Genomic DNA, 25587 nt, shown 5'->3' with positions numbered 1-25587 from the left:
CCGATCTGACGGTGGAGGTCCCGGACACCGAGGCGATGGAGGAGCTCGGTCGCGAGCTCGGCCGCACTCTGCGGGCCGGGGACCTGCTCGTCCTCACCGGCCCTCTCGGAGCGGGCAAGACGACGTTCACCCGGGGGCTGGGAGAGGGGCTCGACGTGCGCGGCCCCGTGACCAGCCCGACCTTCGTGATCGCGCGCACCCATCCTCCGCTGCACGACGGCCCCCCGCTCGTGCACGTCGACGCCTACCGGGTCGGCTCGGCGGTCGAGCTGGACGACCTCGATCTCGACCTCGAGCACTCGGTCGTGGTGGTGGAGTGGGGCGCGGGGCTCCTGGACGGAGTCGCCGACTCCTGGCTCGACATCGTGATCGAGCGGCCGACCGCCGGATCCGACGCGGCGGAGGGCGAGGAGCCGATCGAGCCGCGGACGGTCCGCTTCCGCGGCACCCGTTGGGCCTGAGCCGGCCCGCCGCGCGCGGGTAGCCTGTCAGGGTGCTGCTCGCGATCGACACCTCCTCCGGAACCTCCGTCGCCGTCGTCGACGACGCGGGCGGAGTCCGCTCGGACCGCGTCGAGACCGACACCATGCGGCACGCCGAGGTCGTCGGCCGCCTGATCGCCGAAGCGCTGGAGGAGGCGGGGGTCGCTCCCGCCGGGATCGACGCCGTCGCCGTGGGGATGGGTCCGGGGCCCTTCACCGGGCTCCGCGTCGGCATCGCCGCGGCCCGCGCCTTCGCATTCGGCCGCGGGATCCCGACGCTCCCCGTCGTGTCCCACGACGCCGTCGCACTGGCCGCGCTGCTCGACGGCCGCGACGCCGGGTTCCTGGTGGTCACCGACGCGCGTCGTCGCGAGCTCTACTGGAGCGCCTACGACGGTCTCGACGGACAGGGTCTGCCCGTCCGTCGGAGCGGCCCCGGCCTCGACAAGCCCGACGTGCTGCCGTTCCCCGAGCTCCCACGCCTCGAGGCGTCCACCGTCTCGGCAGCAGCGCTCGGAGTCGTCGCCGCACTCGCCCGCGCCGCCGGCCGCTCCCTGCCCGCCGACGAGCCGCTCTACCTCCGTTCGCCCGACGTGACGCTCTCGGCCGGTCCCAAGCGGGTGACCGCGTGAGTGTCCTCCGCGAGGCGACCCCCGGCGATCTCGACGCGATCATGGCGATCGAGGAGTCGGAGTTCACGGGCGACGCCTGGTCGAGCCGGATGATGGCGGAGGAGATCCGGAGCGTGCACACCCGCTACCTCGTGGCGGAGGAGGACGGCGTCGTGCTCGGCTACGCGGGGCTGCTCTGCCCTCGCGGCGCGCACGAGGCCGACGTGCAGACGATCGCCGTGCTCGCCTCCGCGCGCCGTCGCGGCACCGGCCGGCGCCTCCTGCGGGAACTGCTCGAGGAGGCCGCCCGGCGCGGGGCCCGCGAGGTGTTCCTCGAAGTGCGCGCCGACAACCCCGGCGCGCAGACCCTCTACCGTTCGGAGGGCTTCGAGGAGATCGGAGTCCGTCCCGCCTACTACCAGCCCGACGGGGTGGACGCGATCGTCATGCGCGCGCCACTTCCGCGGGCGTCGGAGGAGACCGCATGAGCGACGGACCGCTCGTCCTCGGGATCGAGACCAGCTGCGACGAGACCGGCATCGGCGTCGTCCGCGGCACGACGCTGCTCGCCAACACCATCGCGTCGTCGATGGACGAGCACGCGCGCTACGGAGGCGTGGTGCCGGAGGTCGCGGCCCGCGCGCACCTCGAGGCGCTCGAGCCGGCGCTGCGCGCGGCGCTCGCCGAGGCCGGAGTGACGCTCGAGGAGCTCGACGCGATCGCCGTCACGAGCGGCCCCGGGCTCTCGGGTGCGCTCATGGTCGGCGTCGGCGCGGCCAAGGCCCTCGCCGTCTCGCTCGGGAAGCCCCTCTACGCGGTGAACCACCTCGTCGGCCACGTGGGCGCTGACGTGCTCCGGGCCGACGGGAGCGAGGGGAGCCCGGTCGAGGTGCCCACGATCGCGCTCCTCGTCTCGGGCGGGCACACGTCGCTCCTGCACGTGCGCGACCTGGTCTCGGACGTCGAGCTGCTCGGCGAGACCATCGACGACGCGGCCGGGGAGGCGTTCGACAAGGTCGCGCGCGTCCTCGGGCTGCCCTATCCCGGCGGTCCGCAGATCGACAGGGTGGCGGCCGACGGCGACCCCCGCGCGATCCGGTTCCCGCGCGGATTGAGCCTGCCGAAGGACCTCGAGCGGCACCGCTACGACTTCTCGTTCTCGGGGCTGAAGACCGCCGTGGCGCGGTGGGTGGAGAAGCGCCAGGACGCCGGCGAGGAGGTGCCGGTCGCGGACGTGGCCGCGAGCTTCCGCGAGGCCGTGGCCGATGTGCTGCTCACGAAGGCGGTGGCGGCGTGCCGCGACCGCGGGGTGCCGAGACTGCTGTTGGGCGGCGGAGTGGTCGCCAATGCACGGGTGCGGGCGCTCGCGGAGGAGCGGTGCGCGGCCGCGGGGATCGCGCTGCGGATCCCGGCGCTCTCGCTCTGCACCGACAACGGCGCGATGATCGCGGCGCTCGCCGCTCAGCTCATCGAGGCGGGGCACCCGCCGTCGAGCCTCGACTTCAGCGCGGACTCCACGCTCCCGGTGACCGAGATCCAGGTCCGCTAGCCGACGTCTCGGGGCGACACAAGCGTCGCTCAGCCTTTTGACAGTGTGCAGCGCCGACTGCCACGCTGGCGTCTCCTGTTCCGATCAAGGGGGATCCCATGACGACTCCGTACACGCCCACCACCGACCGCTACAACATCCTGGCGATCATCGGCTTCATCGCCTCGTTCTTCGTCTCCGTCGTGGGCATCGTGCTCGGCTTCATCGCCCTGTCGCAGATCAAGCGCACGGGGGAGAAGGGCCGCGGCCTCGCGATCGCCGCGATCGTCATCGGGTTCGTCGCGATCATCGTCTACACGATCGTCGGCGTCCTGTTCTTCGCCGCCCTGGCCACCGTCCCCTCCACGGGGTACTGAGCCGACCGGTCCCGCCGGGGACCGTAGGCTGGAGCCAGCTGTGCGAGGGGAGAGCGCGTGAACGACGAATCGGCGATCGATCGGTCCGCCGGGACGCCGGTGCCCCCGCCTCCCGCTCCCGACGCGGTCGACCCGTCGGCGGCCTACCCGCCGCCGACGGGTCCCGCGCACCCGGACGAGTACTCGCCCAACGCTCCGGCGCTCCGCCCGCCTCTCGAGGGTCTCGCGGTCGCCGCCCTCCTCTGCGGGATCCTCGGGCTCGCGCCGGCCGCGATCGTCCTCGGTCACGTGGGGCTGTTCCGGGCCCGCCGGTCCGGCCGCCGCGGCGGAGGCTTCGCGATCGCCGGCTTCGTGCTCGGCTACCTCGTCGTCGTCCTGGCGGTCCTGGGCTTCCTGGCGTACACCGCCTTCGTGGGGGACCTGCGGACCGACGGGTACCTCCCGAGCTGAGACCGGCCGCTGGCTAGACTCGGCCGCATGAGCGACAGCACCGCGCCCGGCTCCGAGGAGCGTCCGGGTCCCGCCCCCGTCCCGCCCGCGCCTCCGGCTTTGCCCGTGCCGCCGGCTCCGCCGGCTCCGCCTGCTCCGCCCTCGGCGCCCGTGTCCGGCCATGGAGCTCCGGCCTCGGCGCCCGCGCCCGGATACGGGGCTCCGCGCACGGACGCCCCGTCCTACGGGACGCCGACGCCTCCGGGCACCGCGCCGGCGTACGCCTCCGCACCGCCGGCCCCGGCCCCGCCCAGGACCCTCAGCCTGACGGGCATGATCCTCGGCATCGCCGGCCTCGTGATCACGATCTTCGCGTGGGGCTTCGGATTCCTGCTGTCCGCTCCGGCCGTCGTCCTCGGGTTCCTCGGGCGTCGTCGCGAGCCCGGAGCGCGCGGGTTCGCCCTGACCGCGATCATCACGGGCTTCGCGGGGATCGTGATCTCGCTGATCTACCTGGCGATCACCGTTGTCATCTTCGTGGTGGCGATCCAGTCGGCCAACTACTAAACGCCCGCCTGCGCCACCCGCTCGGCCAGCAGGGCGCGGTGGCGCCCCTGCACCCGCGTCAGGATCAGCACGGCGCTGCCCCGGCCGGACAGTCCCAGCTTCTTGCGGAACCGCGCGGGGTCGACGTCGACCCCGCGCTTCTTGATCTCGAGCACGCCGATGCCGCGTCCGCGCAGCTCCTTCGCGAGCGTCCGCTCGTCGAGGGGGAGTTCGGCGAGGACGCGGAAGCTGCGCAGGAACGGCGAGGCGGACGGCTCGTCTCCCGTGAGGTAGGCGATGCCGGGCGAGAGCATCCGCGAACCGCTCGAGCGCGCCAGCTCGCCGAGCAATCGCGCCCGGATGGCGGACCCGTCCGGCTCGTGCACGTAGGCGCCGAGCTCGCCGACCTCCTCGTCGTCGGCGTCCGAGTCGGCGGTCAGCTCGGCGGCGCCGTGCGCACCGAGCAGCAGAGCGGAGCGGCGGACACCGGGCCGGGCGAGCGACCCGAACCAGAGTCCGGTCTCGACCAGGTCGCCCTCGACGGACACCCACTGCGCCTCGGCGTCGGCCGGGATCCGCTCGCGGTCGAAGCCCGGCCCGACCTTGACGCCCACGGGCAGGCGCGCGGCCAGGCCGAAGGTGAAGTCGAGCGACGGGGAGTAGTCGTCGGGATCGTCCAGGCGCCGCGTCTCGCGGTGACCGGCGGTGCGCCGAGCCGGATCCAGGTAGACGGCGTCGTAGCCGTCGAGGTCGAACGACTCCGCATCGCCGTGCACGGCGCGAGCGGAGGGGAACGGGGCGAGGTTGAAGCTCGCGAGCGTCGCGGTGATCTCGTCGGCGTCGACGGCGGTCACCTCGAGGTCGATCGCGGCGAGAGCGAGTGCGTCGCCGCCGATCCCGCTGCCCAGGTCCGCGACCCTCCTGGTGCCCGCTGCCGCGAAGCGGCCCGCGTGCAGTGCGGCGACACGGAGCCGCGTGGCCTGCTCGAGGCCGGCGTCGGTGAAGAGCATCGAGCGGGCGAACTCGCCGAACTTGCCCTGCGCCTTCTCGCGCAGTCGCGACTGGGTGAGCACGGCGGCGACCAGCGCGGGGGAGTGACCTGCGGACCGGAGCCGGGCGACGGCCCGCACGAGGTCGTCCGAGCGGTATCCGTCGAGGGAGTCGAGGAGCCGGAGCCCCTCCGGGGAGAGGAGCTCGACCAGCTCGTCGCGATGCATCCGGCCATGGTAGGCCACGGCGTCCGCGCCGCTCCGACGTCGTTCCGCGACGCTCCGCTTGGCACTCTGATTGCACGAGTGCCAGCACAGCCTCTACAGTGGATCTAGCACTCTCGGAGCGTGTGTGCCAGAACCGCGCTCCGCCACATCGTCGTCAAGAAAGAGGTCAACCGTGTCGGTGTCCATCAAGCCGCTCGAAGATCGCATCGTCATCAAGCAGGTCGAGGCGGAGCAGGTGACCGCTTCCGGTCTCGTCATCCCCGACACCGCCAAGGAGAAGCCGCAGGAGGGTGAAGTCGTCGCCGTGGGCCCCGGCCGCATCGACGACAACGGCAACCGCGTCCCCCTCGACGTGGCCGTGGGTGACAAGGTCATCTACTCCAAGTACGGCGGAACCGAGGTCAAGTTCTCGGGCGAGGACCTGCTGGTCCTCTCCGCTCGCGACGTCCTCGCGGTCGTCGTCCGCTAGGACGCGTCCCGAGAAGGGCCCGGCGACCCAGGTCGCCGGGCCCTTCGTCGTCCCGGGCCGGTCCTCCTGGCGACGGGTGGCCTGATCCGGCCGTCCGATGACCGTTCCGAGCCGATCAGCGGGTGCCCGCGTGCGTAGCATCGGACGGGTGTCCGCCTCCCGCACCCCTTCCGAGCCCGACCTGACCGGTACCGCGGCCGAGGAGGGCGAGGGCGTCGAGGCCCTCGCCGAGTCGCGGGCGCGCGGCGGTGCGATGTCCTCGACCGGATTGTGGTTCGGCTTCGGCGCCTACCTCCTGTGGGGCGCGATGCCGCTCTACTTCATCGCGATGGCACCGGCCTCGCCGTTCGAGATCGTCGCGTTCCGGGTGATGTTCTCGCTCGTCTTCTGCCTGATCCTGCTCACCGTGACGCGCAGCTGGGCGGGCTTCCTCGGCCTCTTCCGCGAGCCGCGGCTGCTGGGGGCGATGGCTCTCGCCGGCGCCCTGATCTACGTGAACTGGCAGGTCTACGTCATCGCGACGACCACCGGGCACGTCATCGAGGCTGCGCTGGGCTACTTCATGAACCCGCTCGTCACGGTGCTGCTGGGCGTGCTCGTGCTGCGGGAGCGGCTCCGACCGGCCCAGTGGATCGCGATGGCGATCAGCGCGGTCGCAGTGCTCGTCATCGCCGTCGGCTACGGCTCGTTCCCGTGGGTCTCGCTCGCGCTGGCCTTCTCCTTCGGGTTCTACGGACTCGTGAAGAGCCGGGTGGGCGGCCGGATCGACGCGGTGTCGGGACTGACGCTGGAGACGCTCTGGCTCACTCCGCTCGCGATCGTGCAGCTCGCCGTGGTGGGCTCGCTGGTCGGTCTGACCTTCGGGACGGAGGGCACGGGGCACGCCCTGATCCTGGCGTCGGCCGGTATCGTCACCGCCGTCCCGCTGCTGCTGTTCGCGGGAGCCGCCCGTCGGCTGCCGCTCTCGATCGTCGGCTTCATCCAGTACCTGACGCCGTTCCTGCAGTTCCTGGTGGGCGCGTTCGTGCTCCACGAGGCGATGCCGCCCGAGCGCTGGCTCGGCTTCGCGCTGGTGTGGACCGCGCTGGTGATCTTCTCAGTCGACCTCGTCGCGGCCGAGCGCAGAAGGCGCCGTATCCTGGCGTGAAGTGCGGATCGCGTCGCTGAGAGCGGTTGCTGCTGCCGGAAGTAACGATCCGGTCGCGAAATCCGTTCGTAACACCCCCGTATTGTTCACGGCCCCCTCGAAGGTTACGTTTGCCGAGCGGTTGCCTCCGGCACCGCTCTGACGACAATCACTCTCAAGGAGCAACATGGGCGTTTACGCGAAGGCCGGTTCGGCTCGCGCACGGTCCCTCCGGGCAACCCTCGGCGGTGTCGCCATCCTGGGCGCCAGCGCACTCGTCCTCGCCGGCTGCGCCGGTGGCGGCGAGACCGACGCGGGCACGGACAGCGGCGCATCCGGTGACCTCTCCCTCAAGATCGGCGCGATCCTGCCGCAGACGGGAACGCTGGCCGTCCTCGGCCCGCCCGAGTTCGCCGGTGTCGACCTCGCGGTCGCCGACATCAACGAGGCCGCCGCGGGCATCACGATCGAGGCGGAGCCGAAGGACTCGGGCGACACGTCGACCGACATCGCGACGCAGTCCGCCACGGCGCTGATCGCCGACGGCGTGTCCGCCATCATCGGCGCCGCGTCGTCCGGTGTCTCGAAGACCTTCATCGACCAGGTGACCCAGGCGGGCGTCGTGCAGATCTCGCCGGCCAACACCTCGCCCGACTTCACCACCTACGAGGATGACGGCTACTACTGGCGCACCGCTCCCTCGGACGTGCTGCAGGGCCGCATCCTCGGCAACAAGATCCTGGGCGACGGCAAGACCAACGTCTCGATCCTGTACATGAACGACGCGTACGGCACCGGTCTCGAGAAGAACATCAAGGAGACCCTCGAGGCCGGCGGAGCCACCGTCGCCGCGGAGGAGATCTTCGAGCCCGCCTCGACGGACTTCAACTCGGCGCTGACCACGGTGCTGGCCCCGAACCCCGACGCGCTCGTCGTGATCTCGTTCGACGAGATCAAGACGATCGCGGAGCAGCTCGCGGCCAAGGGCTTCGACTTCTCGAAGCTCTACGGCACGGACGGCAACTACGGCGTCATCACCGAGGCCGACACCAACGTCGACATCGCCGGCGCCCAGTTCACCAACCCGGGCGTGCAGGCGTCGGAGGACTTCCAGTCGAACCTCCAGGCCCTCGTCGAGGAGCAGGGCAACGACCCGCTGACGGTGTTCAGCTACGCTCCCGAGTCCTACGACGCCACCGTCCTGCTCGCCCTCGCGGCGCTGCAGGGTGGAGCGACGGACGGCGCGACCCTCCGCGACAACCTCGAGAGCGTCTCGAAGGACGGCACGGAGTGCACCACCTTCGCCGACTGCGCGGCTCTGCTCGCCGACGACGAGGACATCGACTACAACGGTCTCTCCGGCCCGATCTCGTTCGACGAGAACGGCGACCCGAGCGAGGCCTCCGTGTCGATCTACAAGTACTCGGAAGGCAACGTCACCTCGTTCGAGGAGACCGTCGACGGCTCGCTCGAGTAACGACCACACCGTGACGCGACCTCGGTCGTGACACCGGAAGGGGCTCGGTCTTCGGACCGGGCCCCTTCTGCGTGCCTGGGGAGGGGCGGCGGGTCCGCCTCCGATCCGACGGTCGGAGGGATGCTTGTGCGATCTGCAGGGGATCCTCGTCGTGCGTGCCTCGTCGATGCGGCGGAAAGCAGTTTCCGGCCCGCAGTGCCTGCAGATGGTGCGGATACCTGCAGACGGTGCGGATGCCTGCAGATGGTCCGCAGGCCTGCGGACGGTGCGGATGCCTGCAGATCGTGCGGATACCTGCAGACGGTGCGGACGGTGCGGATGCCTGCGGATGGTGCGTGCGCCTCGGGTCGGTCCGGGGACGGCGGATCGCACCCCGGACGACACGAGGGCGCCCTCCGGACCGAGGTCCGAGGGGCGCCCCCGTGAGCGTCGCGCGTCAGCGGGGCCGGCGCACGACCCGCACCGCACCCGCCGGCACCGTCAGGGTCCCCGACGTCTCCGCTCCCGTCAGCAGCTCCACACCCGTCGCGTCGACGAGCACGTCGTCGGCGGAGTGGTTCAGGAAGAACGCGAAGTCGGCCTCGTCGCCCTCGCGGGTCACCGTCTCGAGGCCCTCGGGGGAGAGGTCGGCCTCGATGCCTGCATCGCGCAGGGCGTCCTCGACGACCGAGCCGAGGTCGTCGCCCGAGAGGCGGGTGGAGACGTACCAGGAGCGGCCCTCTCCGTAGCCGTGGCGTGTGACCGCCGGTCCGCCCGCGGCCGGCCCGCCGACGTACTCCGCCACCGCGTCCGCGCCCTCGAGCACGAGCTCCTCGGCCCAGCCGGACGCCGAGGCGCCGGTGCTCAGCGCGACGGTCTCGTCGGCGTGCAGCGGCAGGAACTCGGGCACCGCCACTCCGAGCACCTCGCGGAAGGCGCCGGGGGCGCCACCGGCGTGCACCGCGTCGTTCTCGTCGACCACGCCCGAGAAGTAGGAGGCCAGGAAGGTGCCGCCCCGTCGCACGTAGTCCTCGACGTTCGCCTTCGACGTCGCGTCGACCAGGTAGAGCGCGGGGGCGAGCACGATGTCGTAGGAGGAGAGGTCGGCGTGCGGATGCGCGAAGTCGACGCTCACCCCGCGGCGCCAGAGCTCGGTGTAGTACGCGATGACGCGCTCGCGGTGCTCGAGCTCGACGGACGGGCGCCACTCGAGGTCCTGGGCCCAGAACGACTCCCAGTCCCAGAGGATCGCGGCGCGGGCGTGCACCCGGGAGCCGAGCACCTCGGCGAGCCCGGCGAGCTCGTCGCCCAGGGCCACGACCTCCTTCCAGATCCTGCTGCCGACGCCGGCGTGCGGCAGCATCGCCGAGTGGAACTTCTCGGCTCCGTAGCGCGAGGCGCGGAACTGGAAGTAGAGGATCGCGTCGGCGCCGCGGGCGAGGTGGCTCATGCTGTTGCGGGCCAGCTCACCGGGCCGCTTGGCAATGTTGCGCGGCTGCCAGTTGACGGCCGAGGTGGAGTGCTCCATCAGGATCCACGGGGCACCGCCGGCCAGGGATCGGGTGAGGTCGGCGTCGAGGGCGAGGAGGACGTGGTTGTCGGAGCGCTCGGCCACGAGGTAGTGGTCGTTGGCGACGAGGTCGACCTCGTCCCGCCACTTCCACAGGTCGACCGACGGGCAGTTGGTCGCCATGAAGTTGGTGGTCACCGGCGTATCGGGGGCGAAGCGCTTGATCGCGTCGCGCTCGGCGCGGAAGCACTCGAGCAGGGCGTCCGAGGTGAAGCGCGCGAAGTCGAGGCGCTGCGTCTGGTTCACCACGCTCGCCGACACGCGCGGTGCGTCGATCTCGTCCCACTCGCCGTAGACCTGGCCCCAGAAGAGCGTGCCCCAGGCGCTGTTGAGCGCGTCGAGGGAAGAGTAGCGGCGCTGCAGCCAGGCGCGGAACGCGCGGACGCTGTGGTCGGAGTAGTCGTCGCTGATCGGAGCGCCGTACTCGTTGTGGACGTGCCAGAGGACGACCGCGGGGTGGGAGCCGTAGCGCTCGGCGAGCCGTTCCGTCAGGGCGACGCAGGCGGCGCGGTACTCGGGTGAGCTCGGGCTCACCATGCCGCGCGATCCCCAGCCGAGGGTGACGCCCTCGCGGGTGACGGGGCGCGAATCCGGGTACTTCCTCCAGAACCAGGCGGGGGGAGCCGCGGTCGGAGTGGCGAGGTCGACGTCGATGCCCGCGCCGTGCAGCAGGGCGATCAGCTCGTCGAGGAACGAGAAGTCGTACTCGCCCTCGCGCGGCTCGAGCAGCGCCCACGAGAAGATGCCGATGCTGACGAGGTTCACCCCGGCGCTGCGCATGAGGGCGATGTCCTCGTCCCACACCTCGCGCGGCCACTGCTCGGGGTTGTAGTCGCCGCCGTAGCGGATCTCGGAGCGGCCGCCGAGCAGCGCCCGGCCGGGGCGGCCGACGACGGCGGTGCGCGGGGTCTCCGCGACCGCGTCGGCGACGGGGGAGCTGAGGTCGGTGGTCATGCGGAGATCTCCTTCGAACTGTGTGCGCTCCCAGTTCTAGCACGGGATATCCGCGCAGCCGGAAGCAGTGACGGCCTGAGAGCCGCCTGGATCCGCGCATTCCGTCGAGTTGACAGCCCTCGGTCCCGTGTGTGTAACTGTAACCGCTCACAGGTACACCGTCGTCCATCCCTCGTCGGAGCGCCCGTGCACCACCACCACACAGCACTTCGACAAGGAGGACGAATGCGCACATCACTCCGCAGGGCCGCCATCGCGACCGCGGCCGCCGCCGCCCTGACCCTCACCGGCTGCACCGCATCCGGAGACGCCGGCGAGTCCGGCACCGTGAACCTCAACTACTGGGCCTGGGCGCCGAACCTCGAGCAGGTCGTCGACATCTGGAACGAGCAGAACCCGGACATCCAGGTCACCGTGAACAAGCAGGACGGCGGCGACCCCGCCATCACCAAGCTGCTCACGGCGATCAAGGCCGGTAGCGGCGCTCCCGACCTCATCCAGGCCGAGTACCAGAAGATCCCGACCCTGGTCTCCTCCGACGCGCTCGCCGACATCTCCGGCTCCGTCTCGGACGACCTGGCCGGCGAGTACTCCGAGGGCGTCTGGAACTCGGTCACCCTCGGCGGTGACGCGGTCTACGCGATCCCGCAGGACTCGGGCCCGATGATGGCCTACTACCGCACCGACATCCTCGACAGCCTCGGCCTCGCCGTCCCGACCACCTGGGACGAGTACGCCGAGGTGGCGCGCGCCGTCCACGCGGCCGACCCGACGAAGTACCTCGGCACCTTCTCGGCCAACGACGCGGGCTGGTTCACCGGTCTCGCGCAGCAGGCCGGAGCCTCCTGGTGGTCCATCGACGACCAGAGCTGGGGCGTCGACATCGACGCCGGTCCGACCGAGCAGGTCGCCGAGTACTGGGGCGGACTCGTCGAGGAGGGTGCCATCGACAACAAGCCGATGTACACGCCCGAGTGGAACGCCGGACTCAACGACGGCTCGCAGGTCGGCTGGATCAGCTCGGTCTGGGCGCCCGGCGTCCTCGGCGGCAACGCCCCCGACACCGCCGGTCTCTGGACCGCGGCGACGCTCCCGCAGTGGGACGCCTCCGCACCCTCGAACGGCAACTGGGGCGGCTCGAGCACGGCCGTCACCACCCAGTCCGACCACGTCGAGGCGGCCGTCGAGTTCGCCACCTGGCTGAACAGCGACCCCGAGGCCGTCGCCGCTCTGGCCGACATCTCGGGCGTCTACCCGGCCGCGACCGAGGCCGCCGCCGACGCGCTGACGACCTCTCCCGAGTTCTTCAGCCAGCAGGCCGACTTCTACGACATCGCGTCGGAGGCGGCGGGCTCCGTGTCGAGCTTCACCTACGGACCGAACGTGAACGTCGCGTTCAGCGCCTACAACGACGAGTTCGCCAAGGCCGCCGACGCGAGGACCCGCCAGGCCTTCGTCGACGCGGTCGCCGAGATGCAGTCGATCACCACGGACGACCTGGTCTCCAGCGGCTTCTCCGTGAACTGACGGTGATGGAGGCGGGGTCCCCCGGCCCCGCCTCCGCACCGTCCCCTCCCGTGCAGCGGCATCCCTCCTGCACGCGCAGACCACCCCAGCAAGCAGGACGAGGACCAGCGATGACCGCTCCCACGATCACCCGAGCACCGGACGGCTCCGTCTCGTCGAACCGCTCGAGCCGCCCCGCCGCCCGCCGCTCCGGCCGCTCCGGCTGGCGCTCGCGGGTCGGCATCCCCTACGCGATGCTCGCCCCCGGCATCGTGCTCTTCGTCGCCTTCATGGCGGCGCCCATCGTCTACACGCTCTTCCTCAGCTTCCAGAAGCGCCAGGTGACCGGCCTGGGCCTGGGGTCGGGAGCGCAGACGCAGGTCTTCGCCGGCGTCGAGAACTACGTCTCGGCCCTGTCCGACCCCGAGTTCGGCGCGAGCGTCGGCCGGGTCCTGCTCTACGGCCTCATCCTCATCCCGTGCATGCTCGGCCTCGCGCTGCTGTTCGCGCTGCTGCTCGACTCGCAGCGCACCCGCGCGGTCGGCTTCTCGCGGATCTCGATCTTCCTGCCCTACGCGGTGCCCGCCGTGATCAGCTCGCTGCTCTGGGGGTTCCTCTACCTGCCCGCGGTCAGCCCCTTCTACTACGTGTTCGAGCGGCTCGGGTGGGACGCCCCGAGTCTGCTCTCCTCCGGCGCCGTCCTCTTCGGCATCGCGAACATCGCGCTCTGGGGCGGCGTCGGCTTCAACATGATCGTCATCTACACCTCCCTGAAGGCGGTGCCGTCGGACATCTACGAGGCGGCCAGGATCGACGGCGCGAGCGAGGTGCAGATCGCCCTGCGCATCAAGATCCCGATCCTCGCGCCGGCCCTGGTGATGACCGCGCTGTTCTCGATGGTCGCGACGCTCCAGGTGTTCGCCGAGCCGACCACCCTGCGCCCGTTGACCAACAGCCTCTCCACGAGCTGGTCCCCGCTCATGCTCGTCTACCGCGACGCGTTCACCCGCGACGACATCTACTCCGCTGCGGCGACCTCCGTCGTGATCGCCCTGGCCACCTTCATCGTCTCCTTCCTCTTCCTCCGGGTCGTGCAGAAGCGAGCCTTCGGACAGGAGGACTGATCCATGACCGCTCTCGCCCCCCGCCTCGGCACCGCCGCTCCCTCGCGGCGCCCGTCCCGCTCGCCCCTCGCCCGTCGCGAGCGGCCGAGCATCCTCTCGACCGGGATCCTCCTGGTCGGCGCGGTCTACTGCCTCTTCCCCGTCTTCTGGGTGCTGATGGCGTCCACGAAGGACGGCGGCGAGCTGTTCTCGACGTTCACCCTCGCCCCCAGCACGCACCTCGTCGACAACATCGTCGCGCTGACCTCGTACCGTGACGGGCTCTTCTGGCGCTGGATGCTGAACACCGCGCTCTACGCCGGGCTCGGCGCGATCGCCTCGACCTGGATCTCGGCGCTCTCGGGCTACGTGCTCGCGAAGTTCGAGTTCCCGGGCAAGAAGGTCGTCTTCAACGTCCTGCTGATGGGCGTGCTCGTCCCGGGTGTGATCCTCGCCATCCCGCAGTACTTCCTGCTCGCGAACGTCGGCCTGACCAACACCTTCTGGGGCGTGCTGCTCCCGCAGATCATCAGCCCCTACGGCATCTACCTGGCCCGGATCTACGCTGCGGCGGCCGTGCCGACCGACGTGATCGAGGCGGCCCGTACCGAGGGCGCGAGGGAGATGTACATCTTCACCCGCATCGCGACGCCGATGCTGCTCCCGGGACTGGTGACGATCTTCCTCTTCCAGTTCGTCGCGATCTGGAACAACTTCATGCTGCCGTACATCATGCTCGGCAACGACGAGCTGTTCCCCCTCACCGTGGGTCTGAACGGCCTGCTGAACCAGGGTGCGTCGGCGCCCTCGCTGTACACGCTGGTGATCACAGGAGCCCTGCTCTCGGTCATCCCGCTGATCGCGATCTTCCTGGTCCTGCAGCGGTTCTGGAAGGTCGATCTCGCCGCCGGCGCGGTGAAGGCGTGATCTCCGGCGAGCCGCGGGCGGCGGACGGCCCGAGCCCTAAGCTGGCCGGGTGACCACCGCCTCCGGCCGCCAGAGACCGACGATCGAGCACGTCGCGCTGGAGGCGGGAGTCTCCCGCGGCACCGTCTCGCGCGTCCTCAACGGCGGCAAGTGGGTCAGTCCGGATGCGAAGACCGCCGTCGAGACGGCGATCAAGAAGACCGGCTACCGGGTGAACCCCCACGCCCGCAGCCTCGCGACGAACCGCACGAACTCGGTGGCGTTCCTCCTGACCGAGGAGCACCAGCTGCTGTTCGAGGACCCGAACTTCTCGACGCTGCTGACCGGCACCGCCGCGGCGCTCGCCGACCGCGACGTCTCGCTCGTGCTGATCATGGCGGGCAACGTGTCCGAGCAGAAGCGGGCTCTCGCCTACCTCGGCGCGGGGCACGTCGACGGCGTGCTGCTCGTCTCGGCGCACGGCGGCCAGGGGCTGCTGCGCGAGATCCAGGACCTCGCGGTCCCGGCGATCGCGTGCGGCATCCCGCTGGGCTACGAGAAGCGGATGGGCTACGTCGCCGCGGACGACGAGGAGGGCGCGCGCGAGATGGTCGCGTACCTCCGCTCCCGCGGGCGCACGCGCGTCGCCACGATCGCCGGCCCGCCGGACATGCCGGGCGGCCTCGTGCGCCTGGCAGGCTACCGTCGCGAGCTCGGCGGGGAGTACGACGAGGGCCTCGTCCGCTACGGCGACTACAGCCGGGCGAGCGGCGACCGCGCGATGACGGAGCTCCTCCGCGACCGCCCCGACGTCGACGCCGTCTTCGCGGCGAACGACCGGATGGCGGCCGGAGCGATCGACGCGCTGCTGCGCTCCGGCAGGCGGGTGCCGGAGGACGTCGCCGTGGGCGGCTTCGACGACTCGAGCGTCGCGGTGTCGACCGAGCCCGCGCTGACCACGATGCGCCAGCCGTTCGGCCGCATCAGTGCCGAGATGGTGCGGCTGCTGCTGCAGAGCATCGCGGGGGAGAAGCCCGCCGCGATCATCCTGCCCACCGAACTGATCGAGCGCGCGTCCGCCTGACGGGGACGCGCGCTCGAGGGACGTGCGGGAAGCTCTAGGAGGCCCGCAGCAGCTCGGCCTCCTGGGCGAGGCGGTACGTCACGAACGAGCGGCTGTAGCTGCTCCGCTTGCCGCCGCGGGTCTCGGCGATGACGACCTGGGCGTAGACGCCGACGACCGACCAGCGCTCGTAGTCGCCGATCGCTCCGGTGCCGAAGACGGCGCCGAGGGCGACGGGGGCGGGGGTGTAGCTCTTCATGCACGGCTCCTTCAGAACGGGGTCGAGCGGCGGGGGCCACCGCCCGGGCGGTGTCGTCCGTCGGGCTGCGACCGGAAGGTGCCTCCCACCAGGAGGAACGTGCTCGGTGCACCCCGCCGGGGTGACGTCTCGTGTCCCCAAAAGTACGGCACCGGCCCTGCCGATCTGGCCCTCCGATGAGGGGTGCGGTGGCGGAGAGATCCTCGTTTGTCGCGGATCGACGGTGCGGCGACGATCAGCTCCAGTCGCAGAAGTCCGAGGCGATGAACTCGTACAGCTCGCCACGCACGTCGTCGCTCACTCCGATCGGCACGACGCCCTCGGCGCCGCCCTCCAGAGCGACGACGACCGGGAAGAAGGTGCCGCGCTTGTCCTCGGCGACGGTGTGGGTGCTGCAGTTCACGGGCACGATCGCGAGATCCAGCACGAGCGGGTCAGAGTCGGCGTCGAGTCGCGCGTCCACCGGCCACACGTCACCGGAGGCGGGACGCAGCAGGATCGTGCCGCGCACCTCCGGGATCCGCACCGCCCCCGGAGCGCCGGTCGGCGTCATCGTCAGGGCGAGGTGCGCGACGGGTCCGCCGGGTTCCTGCGAGACGGTCACCTCGTCGCCGGGCTCGATCGTCACCACCTCGGCGAGCCGCTGGGCGAGGCAGTCCTCGTCGTGCACCCGGGCGAGGGTGCCGAACGGGTCCTCGGGCTCGACGACGGCGGTCCCCGAGGCGTCCGCGGTCGTCCAGGCGAGCCGGATGCGGCCCTCGGAGTCGTCGCCGGCGCAGTCCGGCTCGGGCAGCTGGAGGCGCAGAGCCGTGGTCGTGCCGGCCCGCACGCGGGTGGGCCGCGGCGTCCAGGCGGGATCGGCGAAGGCGGGGGAGTCCAGTCGCGCCTCCCAGACCTCCAGCGCCTCGTCGCCGTCGTTGGCCACGAGCACCTCGAGCCGTCTCGGGCCGTAGTCGTCCCGGTTCTGGCGGATGCTCACCGAGACGCCGTCGGGCAGTGCGGAGGTGGGAGCGGGCCCGCATCCCGTGAGCAGCGTCGCGAGCAGCGCGGTCGTCACGGCCGCGGCGGTGCGTCTCATCCGGTGCCTCCTCGCAGGGGGGACGACGAGGGCCCGCCGCCGCCTCGCGGCGGACGACGGGCCCTCGGCTGGGCGGAGGCGTCAGCCTCCGACGGTCGGCGTGCTCGTGGTGACCTCGTTGGTCGTCGCGAGCGTGCCCAGGTAGAGCTCGATCACCTTGGGGTCGTTCATGAGCTCGCGTCCCGCGCCCTCGTAGGCGTCGCGGCCCTGATCGAGCACGTAGCCGCGGTCGCAGATCTGCAGCGCCCGGCGCGCGTTCTGCTCGACGATCATGATCGAGACGCCCGCGCGGTTGATCCGCTGGACGTTCACGAACGTCTCGTCCTGGCGCATCGGCGACAGGCCTGCGCTCGGCTCGTCCAGGAGCAGCATCGACGGGTCCATCATCAGGGCCCGCGACATCGCCACCATCTGGCGCTCACCGCCCGAGAGCGATCCCGAGCGCTGCTTGAGGCGCTTGGACAGCTCCGGGAACAGCTCCGTGACGAACTCGAGGCGCTGGCGGTACATCTTCGGCTTCTGGTACATGCCCATCTCGAGGTTCTCCTCGATGGTGAGCGACGGGAAGACGTTGTTGTTCTGCGGCACGAAGCCGACGCCCTTTGAGACCAGCTTGTCGGCCTTCATGCCGGTGATGTCCTCGCCGTTGAGCAGCACCGTGCCCTGGCGGATGTTCACCAGCCCGAACATCGCCTTCAGGAGCGTCGACTTGCCCGCCCCGTTCGGGCCGATGATGCCGACCAGCTCGCCCTTCTTCACGTAGACGTTCGAGCCGTTCAGGATGTTGACTCCCGGCACGTACCCCGCGTGGAGGTCGTGCGTCTCGAGGGTGTTGCCGGTCACTTGTCGTCCTTTCCGAAGTCGACGGCGGGCGCGTCCGTGGTGGGCGCGACGCTCGTCGGAGCGACGTCCGCGACGTCCGCGGCGTGCGCGGTAGTGGCGGAGCCGGTGGCCGGGGCTGCGGCGGGAGGGGTGGGCGGCACGAGACCGGCCTCCTCCGCCTGCTTCTCGACGTCCTCGCGGACGAGGTCCGACTCCATCTCCTCCGCGATCACGAGCTGGCCCTCGACGGTGCCGAGGTCGGTGTCGTGGTGGGCGCCGAGGTACGCGTCGATGACGGCCGGATCGTTCATCACGGTGGAGGGCGGACCCTCCGCGACGACCTTGCCCTCGGCCATCACGATCACCCAGTCGGCGATCGTGTTGACCATGTGCATGTCGTGCTCGACGAAGAGGACGGTCATGCCCTCGTCCTTCAGGTTCACGATGTGCCCCAGGAGCGACTGGGTCAGCGCCGGGTTCACGCCCGCCATCGGCTCGTCGAGCATGACCAGCTCGGGCTCGGACATGAGCGCCCGCGCCATCTCGAGGAGCTTCTTCTGACCACCCGAGAGGCTCGACGCGTAGTCGTCCTTCTTCGTGTCCAGCTTGAACTTCTCGAGCAGACTGATCGCGCGCGCCTCGATCGTGTCCTCCTCCTTCGACCACAGCGGCCGGATGAGCGACGTGAAGATGTTCTCGCCCTTCTGCCCCTTGGCCCCGAGGAGCATGTTCTCGAGCACCGTCATGCCGCCGAGGGCCTTGGTGAGCTGGAAGGTGCGCACCATGCCCATCCGGGACACCCGGTACGCGGGGACGTTCGCGAGGTTCTTGCCCTTGAAGTTCCAGCGCCCGGTGTTGGGCTTGTCGAAGCCCGTCAGCAGGTTGAAGAACGTGGTCTTGCCGGCTCCGTTGGGGCCGATCAGGGCGGTGATGGAGCCGCGCGGGATCTCGACGTGCGCGACGTCGACCGCGGTCAGGCCGCCGAAGCGCCGGCTGACGCTGTCGGCGACCAGGATGGGGTCCTTCTTCTTGACCCCGGGGACGATGGTGTCCTCGGTGATGTCCGAGACCGGCGTTTTAGGCAAAGTGCAGATCCTTCTTCTTGCCGAAGATCCCCTGTGGTCGGAAGATCACCAGGAGCATGAGCGCGACCCCCACCACGATGAACCGGATGGGTCCGGTCTGCACCGTCGTGAGGCGGATGATGTCGTTGCTGAGGACACCGGTGTCGATCCCCAGGGTGAGCAGTCCGTCGGTGAGACCGAGGACGACCCAGAAGATGATCGACCCGGCCACGGGCCCGAACACCGTGGCGGCGCCGCCCAGCAGCATGATCGTGTAGAGGAAGAACGTCAGCTGGGTGCCGTAGTTGTCGGGCTGCAGCGAGCGGGGCAGGATGAACAGCGCTCCGGCCAGGCCGCCCAGCACGCCGCCGAGGACCAGCGCCTGGATCTTGTACGAGAAGACGTTCTTGCCGAGCGAGCGCACGGCGTCCTCGTCCTCGCGGATGCCCTTGATGACGCGGCCCCAGGGGCTGCGCATCAGGAGGAACACGAGGAGGCAGGCCAGGCCCACGAGGCCCCAGCCCACGATGCGCACCCACCACTGGTCCTGGTTGTAGGTCAGGATCCCGATGCCCCAGCGCCCCTCCGGGAGCGGGTTGAGGTCGTTGAAGGCGCGGGCGGCGCCGTTGATGCCCTCCGAGCCTCCGGTGATCGCCGAGAACTCGGGCGTCTTGACCGAGAGCCGGATGATCTCGGCCGCCGCGATCGTCACGATCGACAGGTAGTCGGCGCGCAGTCGCAGTGTCGGGATGCCCAGGATCAGGGCGAAGACGGTCGCCGCGACGATGGTCGCGAGGAACGAGCCCCAGACGGGCCACTCGAACTTGACCGACGTGATGGCGAAGGCGTACCCGCCCACCGCCATGAAGCCGGCCTGTCCGAAGTTGAGGAGGCCGGTGAATCCGAAGTGGATGACCAGGCCGACCGTCGCGAGGGCGTACGCCGCGACGGTGGGATCGACGATCTGCCCGATCGCCAGCCAGATGAAGTTGAGGTTCATGGTGTCCTAGCCGATCCGTTCCTTGCGGCCCAGGATTCCCTGCGGCCTGACCAGGAGGATGATGATCATGAGGATGAGCGGAGCCACGTACTTGAGGTTCTCCGGGATCCACACGGTCGAGATGTTCATCATGAGTCCGATGATGAGCGAGCCGACCAGCGCGCCGTAGGCGGAGCCGAGGCCTCCCAGCGTGATCGCCGCGAAGATCAGCAGCAGGATCGACGCTCCGGTGTCCCAGCGCAGCGACTGGTAGTAGCCGATGTAGACGCCGGCGAGAGCGGCCAGCGCGCCCGAGAGCACCCAGACCACGCGGATGACGCGCTCGACGTTGATGCCGGAGGCGGAGGCGAGGGCCCGGTTGTCGGACACCGCGCGCATCGCCTTGCCGATCTTGGTCTTCGTCAGCACGAGGGCGACTCCGACGATGCAGATGATGCCGACGACGGCGCCGACGATGTCGGTGAACTTCAGGCTGATCCCGAGCGCCTCGACCGTGAAGAACGGCGCGGTGCTGTTGGGGAGGGAGAGGCGGTCGGCTCCGAAGAAGAAGACGTAGACGTAGCGCAGGGCCAGCGAGAGGCCGATCGTGACGATCATCAGCGGGATGAGCTGGATGCCCTTCTTCCGCAGCGGCTTCCAGAGCAGGCCGTCCTGCACGTAGCCGAACGCCCCGCCCAGGATCACCGCGATCGGGATCGCCACCAGCGCAGGGAGGCCGAAGACCCCGGAGAAGAGGTACGCCATCAGCGCGCCGAAGGTGACGAGCTCGCCGTGCGCGAAGTTGTTGAGTCCGGTGACGCCGTAGATCAGTGAGGCTCCGATCGCCGCCAGGGCGATCAGGAGGCCGAAGATCAGACCGGTGACGACCTTGGGCCAGAAGGTGATCCAGAAGGTGTCGGCCGAGACCGGCGGGGTCGTCGTGCTCGAGGTGCCGTCGGGGTTCGTCGCCGTGTTGCCGGTCGTGCCCTCGGTCGCCGGGGAGGTCGGACCCGCGGAATCCGTGGGGACGGGGGCCGTCGCTCCGGTGCCGATCGGGTTCGCCGTCGAGACGATGAAGTTCACGATCTGGTTCTGCGAGCCGACGATGGTCACCTCCTTCGGGTTCTGACCCGCGGCGGGGTAGCCCTTGTCGGCGGGGAGGGTGGCCTCGTCGACGGTGATGGTGAAGGTGCCGGGCTCGTCGAGCGGGAAGACCGCGCGGCCGTCCGCGCCGGTGGTGAGCGTCGCGGAGGAGTCGCCCTCGATCGCGATCGAGACGCCGGCGAGGTTCTCGTTGGTGCCCTGGACGCGGACCCAGGCGATGATCGACTGGTCGGCGGTGGTCGCGGCCGTCGCGGCGGGAGCCGCTGCCGCGAGACCGGTCAGGGTCGCGGCGAGCAGGCCCACGGCCAGGAGTCGGCGGCGGAGTGCGCCGAACCGGGGGCCTGTGCGCGACGGCCGTGCGCGGGAGGGGCTAGCTGTCGCCACGGGGCGCCTCCCTGTCCGTCGGGTGCGGGGTCGTCGAGCGCTTGTGGCGCGTCGACCGGGGAGCTGTGAGCAAGACGTTTACCTCTCGTCAGGGTGCACAGACGGAAACTGACTCCGGGCACGCCCGAACAGCCGTCGTCAAACAACGTTGGTTGACCATACGTTCCGCATGTGTCGGCGGTGTTTCACCGGCGGCACATCCGCGTGACCACATTATGCGGGGCGGAGAGCGCTCCAGCGGACTCGAACGGGTGACAGAGTCGGCGGCGGCGCCTCCCGGACGGGCGACAGGGCCCCGAGGGGCAGGAATAGAGGAGCGCCTCCGACGCTTAAGATCGAGTATCCGGGGGCTCCCGGACCGGATGCCCCACCTCACGCCGGGCACCCGCTGTCGACCTGTTAGGGGCATTGATGGACCAGCCGGATCCCTTCGGATTCCTCGGACTCACCTACGACGACGTCATGCTCCTGCCGGGGCACACCGACGTCATCCCGAGCGAGGCCGACACGACCTCCCGGCTCACCAAGCGCATCACCGTCGCGACGCCGCTCCTCTCGGCCGCCATGGACACGGTGACCGAGGCGCGGATGGCGATCGCCATGGCCCGCCAGGGCGGCCTGGGCGTCCTGCACCGCAACCTCTCCATCGCCGACCAGGCCGACCAGGTCGACCGCGTCAAGCGCAGCGAGTCGGGCATGGTCTCCAACCCCGTCACCACGACCCCCGACGCCACCGTCGCGCAGGTCGACGAGCTGTGCGGGCAGTACCGGATCAGCGGCCTCCCCGTCGTCGACTCCACCGGGGTCCTCGTCGGCATCATCACCAACCGCGACATGCGCTTCGTCTCGCCGTTCGAGAAGGCCTCGACCCTCGTCCGCGACGTCATGACCAGCTCCGGCCTCATCACCGGCCGCGTCGGCATCCCCGACAGCGAGGTCATCGCGCTCTTCGCCCAGCACAAGATCGAGAAGCTGCCGCTGGTCGACGAGCAGGGCAAGCTCGCCGGGCTCATCACCGTCAAGGACTTCGACAAGTCCGAGCAGTACCCCAACGCCACCAAGGACGGCGAGGGGCGCCTGCGCGTCGGCGCCGCGATCGGCTTCTTCGGCGACGCCTGGCAGCGCGCGACCGCGCTCCTCGAGGCCGGAGTCGACGTCATCGTCGTCGACACCGCCAACGGCGACTCCGCCGGCGTCCTCGACATCATCCGCCGCCTCAAGTCCGACTCGGCCTTCGCCGGAGTCGACGTCATCGGCGGCAACGTCGCCACCCGCTCCGGCGCCCAGGCGCTCGTCGACGCGGGCGCCGACGCCATCAAGGTCGGAGTCGGCCCCGGCTCCATCTGCACCACCCGCGTCGTCGCCGGCGTCGGCGTGCCCCAGGTCACCGCCGTCTACGAGGCCTCCCTCGCCGCCCGCGAATCCGGCGTGCCCGTGATCGCCGACGGCGGCCTGCAGTACTCGGGCGACATCGCCAAGGCCCTCGTCGCCGGCGCCGACACCGTCATGCTCGGCTCGCTGCTCGCCGGCTGCGAGGAGAGCCCCGGCGACCTCGTCTTCCAGAACGGCAAGCAGTTCAAGACGTACCGCGGCATGGGCTCGCTCGGAGCGCTGCAGACCCGCGGGGAGCGCACCTCCTACTCCAAGGACCGCTACTTCCAGTCCGACGTGCCCACCGACGACAAGCTCATCGCCGAGGGCATCGAGGGCCAGGTGCCCTACCGCGGACCCCTCGCGAACGTGGCCTACCAACTCGCCGGCGGACTCCGGCAGTCGATGTTCTACGTCGGCGCGCGCACCATCACCGAGCTCAAGGAGCGCGGGAAGTTCGTGCGGATCACGGCGGCGGGGCTGAAGGAATCGCATCCGCACGATGTTCAGATGGTGGTGGAGGCGCCGAACTACCGGCGCTGAGTGCTGCTGGTGGCGTGGGTCGGCGTCGGATCGCGATGGCGGCCCCTCTGCCCGATGGGCCTGCGGCCCATACGCCCACCACACCGGAGGGGCCGCCATCCCGATCCGCCGCCGACCCCGTCCCGGGAGTCGGCGGCGGTTCTGCGTGAGGCGGAACGCCGGACGCAGCGCGAGCGGCGCGGGGCGCCGCCGCGGCTGCGCCGGGAGGGTGGGGCAGCGCGAGCGGCGCGGGGCGCCGCCGCGGCTGCGCCGGGAGGGTGGGGCAGCGCGAGCGGCGCGGGGCGCCGCCGCGGCTGCGCCGGGAGGGGCTTGCGGGGGGGGCTCCGGGGAGGGGCCGCTCGTGTGAGGGGACCGGGGGCGGGAGATGAGCGGGGCGAGGCGCCCGGCTAAAGTGGCACGGTGACTGAGATCGAGATCGGCCGCGCCAAGCGCGCTCGCCGCGCGTACGCCTTCGACGACATCGCGGTCGTGCCCAGCCGCCGCACCCGCGATCCCGAGGTGGTCTCGGTCGACTGGACGATCGACGCGTACCGGTTCAGGACGCCGATCCTCGCGGCTCCGATGGACTCGGTGGTGTCGCCGGCGACGGCGATCACGCTCGGGCGCCTCGGCGCGCTCGGAGTGCTCGACCTCGAGGGACTGTGGACCCGTTACGAGGACCCGGAGCCGCTCCTCGCCGAGATCCGTGAGCTGCCCGCCGAGCGGGCGACCGAGCGCATGCAGGAGATCTACTCCGAGCCGATCAAGCCCGAGCTGGTGACCGCGCGGCTGGCCGAGATCCGCGCCGCGGGCGTCACGGTCGCCGGAGCGCTCTCGCCGCAGCGCACGGCCGAGCTGTACCAGACCGTCGTCGATGCGGGCGTCGACCTGTTCGTCATCCGCGGCACCACCGTCTCGGCCGAGCACGTCTCGCGTGACACCGAGCCGCTGAACCTCAAGAAGTTCATCTACGAGCTCGACGTCCCCGTCATCGTGGGCGGGGCCTCCACCTACACCGCGGCGCTGCACCTCATGCGCACCGGGGCCGCGGGCGTGCTCGTCGGCTTCGGCGGAGGAGCGGCGTCGACGACGCGCGCGACCCTCGGCATCCAGGCGCCGATGGCGACCGCCGTGGCCGATGTGGCCGGCGCTCGCCGCGACTACCTCGACGAGTCGGGCGGACGCTACGTGCACGTGATCGCGGACGGCGGCCTCGGCACCTCCGGCGACATCGTGAAGGCCGTGGCCGTCGGCGCCGACGCCGTCATGCTCGGCTCCGCGCTCGCCCGCGCGACCGACGCCCCGGGCGGCGGCTGGCACTGGGGCCAGGAGGCGCACCACCCGCAGCTGCCGCGCGGCCGCCGCGTGCAGGTCGGCACGGTCGGCACCCTCGAGCAGGTCCTCTACGGCCCCGCGACCGGCGCCGACGGCACCGCGAACCTCATCGGCGCCCTCCGCCGCTCCATGGCGACCACCGGTTACTCCGACCTCAAGGAGTTCCAGCGCGTCGAGGTCGTCGTCGCCCCCTACCAGCCCAGCTGACCCTCGGCCCGTCGCGCCAGGGAACCCCGGACGGTCGAGGGAGCCCGCACCGGCTGGTTCCCTCGACGGTCCGGGGTTCCCTCGATACGCCTGACACCGGCACGGGCCAGGCGGACGAGCAGGGGCCGGGTGTCGTAGGCGTCGCGCCAGGACCAGCCGGCGAAGCCGCGCACGCACGACCGGAGGCGATCCTCCCGACGCTTCTCGGCGAGGAGCACCTCCTCGGGCGTGCGGCCGAGGAGGAACGCCGGGTCGGCGTACTTGTGATCGCCGTCCGCTTCACCGACCACAGCCGCGTCCTCGAAGAAGAAGTCCACCACTCCGGCCCGCCCTCCGAGGTCGTGGATCGGATGCTGCAGCACCGGCGCCGGCAGCCCGCCCACGTGCATCGCCACGCGGCTGATCGACTCGAGCGGCGTCTCCGAGGCGGGGTCCGCGAACGCGATGACGGCGGCGCTCGCCGTCCGGCCGCGCGAGCCGGGCGGCAGGCCGGCGTGCCGATCGAGCAGCTCCTCGCGCCGGAGGAGGGGACGGCCGTCGTCGTCGACCAGACGCAGCGCGTGGTCGGCCGCGACCACGGCGCGGCGGAAGGACGAGAACCGCGCGAGATCGAACACGGTCTGGGCGAGGTCCGAGACGGCGAGGCCGTCGACCATCGCGAGCGTCGGGAAGCGCGCGCTGCGGTGCTCCGCCACGCCGTTCCGAGTGCGGCTGCCGACATCGGTCGCTCCTTCGACGTGGACCGCCGTGGCCAGCGGTTCGACCAGAGGGAGCCCCCACACTGCGGCCGCCGATTCGCGGAGGAAGAAGGGCGACGACGAGGTGAGCGCGACCGCCTCGATGCGCGCCCGCTGCCTCTCGTCGACCGAGGCCAGAGCCCAGGCTTCCTCTCGCGCGTAGACGCCCCTTCGCAGCCGCACGAACGCGTCCGACCGTCCGCACGCCCCGTCCCGGAGCAGTTCCACCGCACTCATGCGCCCACCCTGGCTCACTGCGTCTCCCCGTGGACCCGGTCTGCACCACCCTGTGGAGACCCAGCAGGCCCCTGTGGACAGTGAGGGAACCCCGAACCGTCGAGGGAGCCCGCACCGGCGGGTTCCCTCGACGGTCCGGGGTTCC

Annotated in this window: 25 protein-coding genes; 16 read left to right on the top strand and 9 right to left on the bottom strand. The window is 70.9% G+C overall.

Annotated elements, in window-relative coordinates:
- Window positions 1-35 precede the first annotated feature (35 nt).
- From tsaE to LRG51_RS06860, 7 genes are all read left to right on the top strand, one after another.
- Complete coding sequence (gene tsaE / locus LRG51_RS06890; RefSeq protein WP_055788956.1) at window positions 36-461, top strand: tRNA (adenosine(37)-N6)-threonylcarbamoyltransferase complex ATPase subunit type 1 TsaE; 426 nt, start codon at window positions 36-38, stop codon at window positions 459-461.
- Window positions 462-493: 32 nt separating this feature from the next.
- Window positions 494-1114, top strand: a complete 621-nt coding sequence (gene tsaB / locus LRG51_RS06885; RefSeq protein WP_230671860.1) for a tRNA (adenosine(37)-N6)-threonylcarbamoyltransferase complex dimerization subunit type 1 TsaB — start codon at window positions 494-496, stop codon at window positions 1112-1114.
- On the top strand, window positions 1111-1581 hold the full coding sequence (rimI, locus tag LRG51_RS06880; protein WP_230671858.1) for a ribosomal protein S18-alanine N-acetyltransferase: 471 nt from the start codon (window positions 1111-1113) through the stop codon (window positions 1579-1581). The genes tsaB and rimI overlap by 4 nt, the downstream gene beginning before the upstream one ends.
- Complete coding sequence (tsaD, locus tag LRG51_RS06875) at window positions 1578-2642, top strand: tRNA (adenosine(37)-N6)-threonylcarbamoyltransferase complex transferase subunit TsaD (protein WP_230671856.1); 1065 nt, start codon at window positions 1578-1580, stop codon at window positions 2640-2642. Before rimI ends, tsaD begins: the two co-directional genes overlap by 4 nt.
- A 98-nt stretch (window positions 2643-2740) precedes the next feature.
- Window positions 2741-2998, top strand: coding sequence for a DUF4190 domain-containing protein (locus tag LRG51_RS06870; protein WP_055787225.1), 258 nt, complete (start codon window positions 2741-2743; stop codon window positions 2996-2998).
- A 57-nt stretch (window positions 2999-3055) separates the two neighbouring features.
- Window positions 3056-3448 (top strand): DUF4190 domain-containing protein, encoded by a 393-nt coding sequence (locus LRG51_RS06865; protein ID WP_055787227.1) that lies wholly within the window; start codon window positions 3056-3058, stop codon window positions 3446-3448.
- Window positions 3449-3760: 312 nt separating this feature from the next.
- Entirely contained in the window at window positions 3761-3994 is a 234-nt protein-coding gene (locus LRG51_RS06860) for a hypothetical protein (protein WP_055787230.1), read from the top strand.
- Here the strand turns inward: LRG51_RS06860 and LRG51_RS06855 are convergent.
- Window positions 3991-5190 (bottom strand): class I SAM-dependent methyltransferase, encoded by a 1200-nt coding sequence (locus LRG51_RS06855; protein WP_230671854.1) that lies wholly within the window; start codon window positions 5188-5190, stop codon window positions 3991-3993. The genes LRG51_RS06860 and LRG51_RS06855 overlap by 4 nt on opposite strands.
- 172 nt (window positions 5191-5362) lie before the next feature.
- Here LRG51_RS06855 and groES point away from each other — a divergent pair, with 172 nt between their 5' ends.
- The 3 genes from groES (at window position 5363) to LRG51_RS06840 (ending at window position 8262) form a co-directional block, all read left to right on the top strand.
- Window positions 5363-5659, top strand: a complete 297-nt coding sequence (gene groES, locus LRG51_RS06850) for a co-chaperone GroES (RefSeq protein ID WP_055787236.1) — start codon at window positions 5363-5365, stop codon at window positions 5657-5659.
- A gap of 253 nt (window positions 5660-5912) precedes the next feature.
- Window positions 5913-6806 (top strand): EamA family transporter RarD, encoded by an 894-nt coding sequence (gene rarD / locus LRG51_RS06845; protein WP_055788964.1) that lies wholly within the window; start codon window positions 5913-5915, stop codon window positions 6804-6806.
- Window positions 6807-6972: 166 nt separating this feature from the next.
- Window positions 6973-8262, top strand: a complete 1290-nt coding sequence (locus tag LRG51_RS06840) for an ABC transporter substrate-binding protein (protein WP_055787414.1) — start codon at window positions 6973-6975, stop codon at window positions 8260-8262.
- 436 nt (window positions 8263-8698) lie between these two features.
- Here LRG51_RS06840 and LRG51_RS06835 read toward each other — a convergent pair whose 3' ends face one another.
- The gene (locus LRG51_RS06835; RefSeq protein ID WP_082480990.1) at window positions 8699-10765 is read right to left on the bottom strand and encodes a beta-galactosidase; all 2067 of its coding nucleotides are present in this window, start codon (window positions 10763-10765) and stop codon (window positions 8699-8701) included.
- A 225-nt stretch (window positions 10766-10990) separates the two neighbouring features.
- On the opposite strand from LRG51_RS06835, the gene LRG51_RS06830 reads away from it, so the two are divergent.
- The 4 genes from LRG51_RS06830 (at window position 10991) to LRG51_RS06815 (ending at window position 15364) form a co-directional block, all read left to right on the top strand.
- A complete protein-coding gene (locus LRG51_RS06830) occupies window positions 10991-12292 on the top strand; it encodes an ABC transporter substrate-binding protein (RefSeq protein WP_055787417.1) in 1302 nt (433 codons plus the stop codon).
- 110 nt (window positions 12293-12402) lie between these two features.
- Complete coding sequence (locus tag LRG51_RS06825) at window positions 12403-13395, top strand: carbohydrate ABC transporter permease (protein WP_055787420.1); 993 nt, start codon at window positions 12403-12405, stop codon at window positions 13393-13395.
- Between the two features lie 3 nt (window positions 13396-13398).
- Window positions 13399-14301, top strand: coding sequence for a carbohydrate ABC transporter permease (locus LRG51_RS06820; protein ID WP_230671852.1), 903 nt, complete (start codon window positions 13399-13401; stop codon window positions 14299-14301).
- Window positions 14302-14350: 49 nt separating this feature from the next.
- On the top strand, window positions 14351-15364 hold the full coding sequence (locus LRG51_RS06815) for a LacI family DNA-binding transcriptional regulator (RefSeq protein WP_230671850.1): 1014 nt from the start codon (window positions 14351-14353) through the stop codon (window positions 15362-15364).
- Window positions 15365-15398: 34 nt separating this feature from the next.
- Here the strand turns inward: LRG51_RS06815 and LRG51_RS06810 are convergent, their stop codons facing one another.
- The 6 genes from LRG51_RS06810 to LRG51_RS06785 form a co-directional block, all read right to left on the bottom strand.
- Window positions 15399-15602, bottom strand: a complete 204-nt coding sequence (locus LRG51_RS06810) for a hypothetical protein (protein WP_055787429.1) — start codon at window positions 15600-15602, stop codon at window positions 15399-15401.
- Between the two features lie 235 nt (window positions 15603-15837).
- Window positions 15838-16680, bottom strand: coding sequence for a hypothetical protein (locus tag LRG51_RS06805; protein WP_230671848.1), 843 nt, complete (start codon window positions 16678-16680; stop codon window positions 15838-15840).
- Window positions 16681-16761: 81 nt separating this feature from the next.
- Window positions 16762-17523, bottom strand: a complete 762-nt coding sequence (locus LRG51_RS06800) for an ABC transporter ATP-binding protein (RefSeq protein WP_055787436.1) — start codon at window positions 17521-17523, stop codon at window positions 16762-16764.
- The gene (locus LRG51_RS06795; protein WP_230671846.1) at window positions 17520-18587 is read right to left on the bottom strand and encodes an ABC transporter ATP-binding protein; all 1068 of its coding nucleotides are present in this window, start codon (window positions 18585-18587) and stop codon (window positions 17520-17522) included. The genes LRG51_RS06800 and LRG51_RS06795 overlap by 4 nt, the downstream gene beginning before the upstream one ends.
- Window positions 18580-19566, bottom strand: a complete 987-nt coding sequence (locus LRG51_RS06790; protein ID WP_055787440.1) for a branched-chain amino acid ABC transporter permease — start codon at window positions 19564-19566, stop codon at window positions 18580-18582. Before LRG51_RS06790 ends, LRG51_RS06795 begins: the two co-directional genes overlap by 8 nt.
- Window positions 19567-19572: 6 nt before the next feature.
- On the bottom strand, window positions 19573-21033 hold the full coding sequence (locus LRG51_RS06785) for an ABC transporter permease subunit (RefSeq protein ID WP_055787442.1): 1461 nt from the start codon (window positions 21031-21033) through the stop codon (window positions 19573-19575).
- 411 nt (window positions 21034-21444) lie between these two features.
- On the opposite strand from LRG51_RS06785, the gene guaB reads away from it, so the two are divergent.
- Both guaB and LRG51_RS06775 read left to right on the top strand, forming a co-directional pair.
- Window positions 21445-22947, top strand: coding sequence for an IMP dehydrogenase (gene guaB / locus LRG51_RS06780; RefSeq protein WP_055787445.1), 1503 nt, complete (start codon window positions 21445-21447; stop codon window positions 22945-22947).
- 399 nt (window positions 22948-23346) lie between these two features.
- Complete coding sequence (locus tag LRG51_RS06775) at window positions 23347-24468, top strand: GuaB3 family IMP dehydrogenase-related protein (protein ID WP_055787447.1); 1122 nt, start codon at window positions 23347-23349, stop codon at window positions 24466-24468.
- Here the strand turns inward: LRG51_RS06775 and LRG51_RS06770 are convergent.
- The gene (locus tag LRG51_RS06770) at window positions 24453-25442 is read right to left on the bottom strand and encodes a hypothetical protein (protein ID WP_230671843.1); all 990 of its coding nucleotides are present in this window, start codon (window positions 25440-25442) and stop codon (window positions 24453-24455) included. The two genes, LRG51_RS06775 and LRG51_RS06770, sit on opposite strands and share 16 nt — an antisense overlap.
- Window positions 25443-25587: the final 145 nt, after the last annotated feature.

This window comes from Rathayibacter sp. Leaf248, assembly GCF_920939495.1.
In the GTDB taxonomy this organism is placed as follows: Bacteria; Actinomycetota; Actinomycetes; order Actinomycetales; family Microbacteriaceae; genus Rathayibacter; species Rathayibacter caricis.
Note: the sequence above shows the minus strand (reverse complement) of the source record. Positions and strands in the feature narration are given on the sequence as shown.

Excerpts from the sequence above, each read along its gene's own strand:
- LRG51_RS06810 (WP_055787429.1), bottom strand. The coding sequence starts at position 15,602 with ATGAAGAGCTACACCCCCGCCCCCGTCGCCCTCGGCGCCGTCTTCGGC.
- LRG51_RS06770 (WP_230671843.1), bottom strand. The coding sequence starts at position 25,442 with ATGAGTGCGGTGGAACTGCTCCGGGACGGGGCGTGCGGACGGTCGGAC.
- LRG51_RS06830 (WP_055787417.1), top strand. The coding sequence starts at position 10,991 with ATGCGCACATCACTCCGCAGGGCCGCCATCGCGACCGCGGCCGCCGCC.
- LRG51_RS06840 (WP_055787414.1), top strand. The coding sequence starts at position 6,973 with ATGGGCGTTTACGCGAAGGCCGGTTCGGCTCGCGCACGGTCCCTCCGG.
- tsaD (WP_230671856.1), top strand. The coding sequence starts at position 1,578 with ATGAGCGACGGACCGCTCGTCCTCGGGATCGAGACCAGCTGCGACGAG.
- LRG51_RS06860 (WP_055787230.1), top strand. The coding sequence starts at position 3,761 with ATGATCCTCGGCATCGCCGGCCTCGTGATCACGATCTTCGCGTGGGGC.
- tsaE (WP_055788956.1), top strand. The coding sequence starts at position 36 with ATGGAGGAGCTCGGTCGCGAGCTCGGCCGCACTCTGCGGGCCGGGGAC.
- LRG51_RS06820 (WP_230671852.1), top strand. The coding sequence starts at position 13,399 with ATGACCGCTCTCGCCCCCCGCCTCGGCACCGCCGCTCCCTCGCGGCGC.
- LRG51_RS06835 (WP_082480990.1), bottom strand. The coding sequence starts at position 10,765 with ATGACCACCGACCTCAGCTCCCCCGTCGCCGACGCGGTCGCGGAGACC.
- LRG51_RS06870 (WP_055787225.1), top strand. The coding sequence starts at position 2,741 with ATGACGACTCCGTACACGCCCACCACCGACCGCTACAACATCCTGGCG.
- guaB (WP_055787445.1), top strand. The coding sequence starts at position 21,445 with ATGGACCAGCCGGATCCCTTCGGATTCCTCGGACTCACCTACGACGAC.
- rarD (WP_055788964.1), top strand. The coding sequence starts at position 5,913 with ATGTCCTCGACCGGATTGTGGTTCGGCTTCGGCGCCTACCTCCTGTGG.
- LRG51_RS06855 (WP_230671854.1), bottom strand. The coding sequence starts at position 5,190 with ATGCATCGCGACGAGCTGGTCGAGCTCCTCTCCCCGGAGGGGCTCCGG.
- LRG51_RS06805 (WP_230671848.1), bottom strand. The coding sequence starts at position 16,680 with ATGAGACGCACCGCCGCGGCCGTGACGACCGCGCTGCTCGCGACGCTG.
- LRG51_RS06790 (WP_055787440.1), bottom strand. The coding sequence starts at position 19,566 with ATGAACCTCAACTTCATCTGGCTGGCGATCGGGCAGATCGTCGATCCC.
- LRG51_RS06825 (WP_055787420.1), top strand. The coding sequence starts at position 12,403 with ATGACCGCTCCCACGATCACCCGAGCACCGGACGGCTCCGTCTCGTCG.